Origin of the sequence: Halomonas sp. BC1, from assembly GCF_002078135.1 — a bacterium.
GTDB lineage: Bacteria > Pseudomonadota > Gammaproteobacteria > Pseudomonadales > Halomonadaceae > Vreelandella > Vreelandella stevensii.
In genome coordinates this window covers 159,507-162,193 of sequence record NZ_LFGS01000003.1, presented here as the reverse complement: position 1 = coordinate 162,193, position 2,687 = coordinate 159,507, and the positions used below count along the sequence as shown (strand labels likewise).

Genomic DNA, 2,687 nt, shown 5'->3' with positions numbered 1-2,687 from the left:
CTGATATTACAAAACCTTGATATTCAAAAACCTTAGTTACCACTCGATGGGCTGTCCTGCCCAATCCCAGAAACTGCCGGTCTCTTCGGGCCTGCGTTGCGCCATGACATCGAGGAGCCGATCAGCGACATACTCCGTTGTGAACAGCTTGTCGCTGGGTACCCTAGCCTGAAAGGGCTTGGAGAGTAAGGTATCCGTCGTGCCCGGGTGAAGACATAGCACGATGGCTTGTTTGTTGAGACGGCCAATCTCTATGGCGGCCGTTTTCATCAGCATGTTATGGGCCGCCTTGCTGGCTCGATAGCTATACCAGCCACCGTAGCCGTTATCCGTAATAGACCCGACACGGGCTGAAAGACTGGCGATAATGCTGGGATGTTTCCCTTGCAGGGAAGGCTTGAGTGCCGCAAGCAGCATGGCGGGCGTCATCGCGTTGATCTGCATGACGCGCATGAACGCTTCTTCACTGAGTTGCTCGAGGCGTTTTTCGGGCTGGATATGCAGATCTAAGTCGTGGAGCATGCCAATGGTGTTGATCAGCAGGTGAAGTGGCTGCTCTCCGACGGTCTCTGACAAGGTACGCCGGCCGCTGCTGGTCGTCAGGTCCGCCACGACTGAGGTGATTTTGTCATGCTGCATCCTTAGCGGAGAGCAGATGACGGCGATGATGTGGCCTGGCTGAGAGGAGGAGAGTAAACGCTGCAAGATGGCGCTACCGATGCCGCCGTTGGCTCCCGTGATCACCGCGTTAAACTGTTGGGGAAGATGAGGTAGCATGACGACTCCAGAGTTAGGCAAGGTTGCCTAATTGAAGTGCCTTGTATAAGAGTTGTTTAGGTGTGTTTCAGGCAGAAGCGTTAATGCGTCCAGGTTGAGCGCTATTTCGCCCATCCGGTTTATAAAGCGTTTTTTCGGCAATCTGACGAATGTAATCCAGCATTTGCTGGTTGTGTTTCATGCGCACTGACAGCATTTGCCCCGTCAGGGCGTTCATGCGAGCCACGCGCTCGCCCTTTTCCAGCAAGCGTTCCCAAACGGGTAGGCAGTCGGCATCATTGGCTGCCTGGCGAGCGCCAGAAGCGCCATTTGAATAGCCAAGCTTGGCCTGTACGCCGCGCCTAAGCACTTCGACGCGCTCCAGCTCACCCAGAAGTGCTTGTTTCTTGAGGGCGATGTCTGACAGTGTATCGCCATCGATGCTTCCCTTGGTCAGCTCTTCTTGCTCGTGTGTAAGCAGCTCAATGAGTTCATCGAGTCGCTGCAGCTGGCTGTCGAGAAGGCGAGATAGGCTCATGATAAGGATTATAGCTCTTTCAGGTTGGCAATTAGGCCATCGGCAATACGGTCGGTACGGATTTCCATACGCCCTTCACGAATGGCATCGCGGATTTCCTGAACCCTGGCCATATCAATGTCCTGGCTGCCATCCGCGCTGAACTGGCTTAGCTGTGTGGGTTCACGGGTCGTGTTGTCCGTATCCGGCGTTTTGGGGCCGGTAACTTTTTGAGCATCTTCACGCTGCTGAACCTGGTTGGTGCGTACCAGCGGATTAAGGTTGTCGATTTTCACGTTGGGGGCCTCATCGTCAACGTCTGGGCATCTCGTGCTATATGGTTACTATCGGCTTGGGCACTAAAGACTTTAGGCGCTGAATCAAAAATCGACCACTAAAACACCCTGGCCAGTGACACGTGCCATGGCGATTTCGCGTGCCCCAAAGCGTACTCGAATAATATCGCCCAGTGCGCCATTGGTCATGGCTTCTCCTTCACGGGAAACCCGAAAGCCAGTGCCTTGTGCTATGACCGTGACACGCTGCCCCCGTTCCACCAAGTGAGGTGCCTGTAGAAAGTGTGCTTGAAAGGAACCGCCGCTGCGAATCGGGCGTTGAGCCACCTTGCCAATAATGTCTGCTTGATCGGTCAGCGTTTGTGGCGCAAGGCTGCTCAAATTGCCATCCCGTAGGCCCAGCATGTCGGAGGTAATGAGCGTCCCACGCTCGATATCACGCGTGGCGACCACGTAGTTACCCACGACGTCGACCTGTGCCTGTATGTACCGCACCTGGCGGCCATCGGTACCGCATCTTACCCCCACTGATACTCTACCGACCGGGGGCTGGGTCGTGTTGGGTAAAAAAGGCTCAGGCTGCACGCAGGTAGGCAGATGTGGTGATGAGGGAGTGACGGTGATGACCGCTTCCTGCCCTAATGTTTGCGCCTGCTGATAAAGAAATAGATGCACGCTCTCTTCCAGCGTCATGTCGTTCGCCTGCACCGCATAGGGAAGAGCCAGAATGGCTAGCGCCAGGAGCGAGAAGAGGGTGCGCGTATGACTGGCCGTGACGAGAGACAACGCATGAAGCATGGAAGGGGCCGCTCAGTGTGAAAACTCAGAGTCTACACAGGCCTGAGACTGCGTAGATTGGGCAGTGTAATGCAAAAGTAGCCACCGTATCATGGGAAATGCTGGCAGAAACGCTACCTGTTCCATGCTTTAAGAGATGAAAGCCTCGCCTCTATTATCCATGATCAAGAATTTTCGATTTATTTTGGCCTCACGGCGAGCGAGGGTCGGCATGATTGATCAGCTTGGATCAGCCTTTGATTTTCACCAGCAGGCGCTTGGCTTGCGCCAGGCGCGTCACCAGGTGTTGGCTGCCAACATTGCCAATGCGGACACGCCTA

At 54.7% G+C, this 2,687-nt stretch carries 5 protein-coding genes; 1 reads left to right on the top strand and 4 read right to left on the bottom strand.

What is annotated here, in order from left to right; genetic code table 11:
* Positions 1-36 precede the first annotated feature (36 nt).
* The 4 genes from B7L72_RS01595 to flgA all read right to left on the bottom strand — a co-directional run bounded on the left by B7L72_RS01595 (position 37) and on the right by flgA (position 2,367).
* Positions 37-777, bottom strand: a complete 741-nt coding sequence (locus tag B7L72_RS01595) for an SDR family NAD(P)-dependent oxidoreductase (protein WP_081192179.1) — start codon at positions 775-777, stop codon at positions 37-39.
* A 67-nt stretch (positions 778-844) separates the two neighbouring features.
* Positions 845-1,294: a flagella synthesis protein FlgN gene (locus tag B7L72_RS01590; protein ID WP_081192177.1), complete on the bottom strand. Its 450-nt coding sequence runs from the start codon at positions 1,292-1,294 to the stop codon at positions 845-847.
* A gap of 8 nt (positions 1,295-1,302) precedes the next feature.
* Positions 1,303-1,569, bottom strand: a complete 267-nt coding sequence (gene flgM / locus B7L72_RS01585; protein ID WP_081139124.1) for a flagellar biosynthesis anti-sigma factor FlgM — start codon at positions 1,567-1,569, stop codon at positions 1,303-1,305.
* Between the two features lie 84 nt (positions 1,570-1,653).
* A complete protein-coding gene (gene flgA / locus B7L72_RS01580) occupies positions 1,654-2,367 on the bottom strand; it encodes a flagellar basal body P-ring formation chaperone FlgA (RefSeq protein WP_081139125.1) in 714 nt (237 codons plus the stop codon).
* 211 nt (positions 2,368-2,578) lie between these two features.
* Here flgA and B7L72_RS01575 point away from each other — a divergent pair.
* The coding region (locus B7L72_RS01575) for a flagellar basal body protein (RefSeq protein ID WP_217806022.1) at positions 2,579-2,687 on the top strand (109 nt) is incomplete at its 3' end.